The organism is Brachyspira catarrhinii (genome assembly GCF_005518285.1).
GTDB classification, from domain to species: Bacteria; Spirochaetota; Brachyspiria; order Brachyspirales; family Brachyspiraceae; genus Brachyspira; species Brachyspira catarrhinii.
The window spans coordinates 1-604 of the sequence record NZ_SJDU01000717.1; the positions used below are offsets into that span (position 1 = coordinate 1).

The window sequence follows — 604 nt, forward strand, 5'->3', positions numbered from 1 at the left end:
TCTTTTCATAACAACTTCTATACTATTAGGCAAATCTCCTATAGTTCCTTTTCTTCTATCGGCAAAGGCGAGCAAATCCCCGTTTGGAAGTTGCATTAAAGCGGGTATTCTATAAAAAATAGTTCCACTTTGTCTATTCCATAATAGAATCCCTTTAGGAGCAACTTTACTTGTATAAATCATACTATTAGTTACTTCGGCTGCCACCTCTCCTTTATATCCTGGACCTCCGCTCTCGTTCATATACCAACCTTTTGGCGGAACTCCTCCGCTTCCTCCTCCACCGTTTATAACATCTGATATACCCGCAATACCAGGACCGAAAGGATGCTTACAAGCCCAAACTAAAATTCCCGTGATAACGGAAATCGCAATTAAAGGAATAAAAAAATATCTTTTTCGCATATATACATCTCCTATTTAAACTTAAATTAAACTTTATTTTATTCTATCTATTAATAATTTATATTTTCCGCTCCGCTCGTAAGCCAATATAAATTAAATCTTCTAAAAATCACGCCATTATTTTCTTCAGTCAAAGTGGCAATCGTTCCGTCTGGTAAAACCGTTATAGCGGGATAGCCGTTTGCCTTTGCGGTTGCTT

General features: G+C 37.1%; 1 protein-coding gene. It reads right to left on the minus strand.

Translation table 11 applies throughout. From position 1 onward, the window contains the following. A partial coding sequence (locus EZH24_RS13165) for a sialidase family protein (protein WP_137999461.1) occupies nucleotides 1–405 on the minus strand: 405 nt, incomplete at its 3' end. Nucleotides 406–604 lie beyond the last annotated feature (199 nt).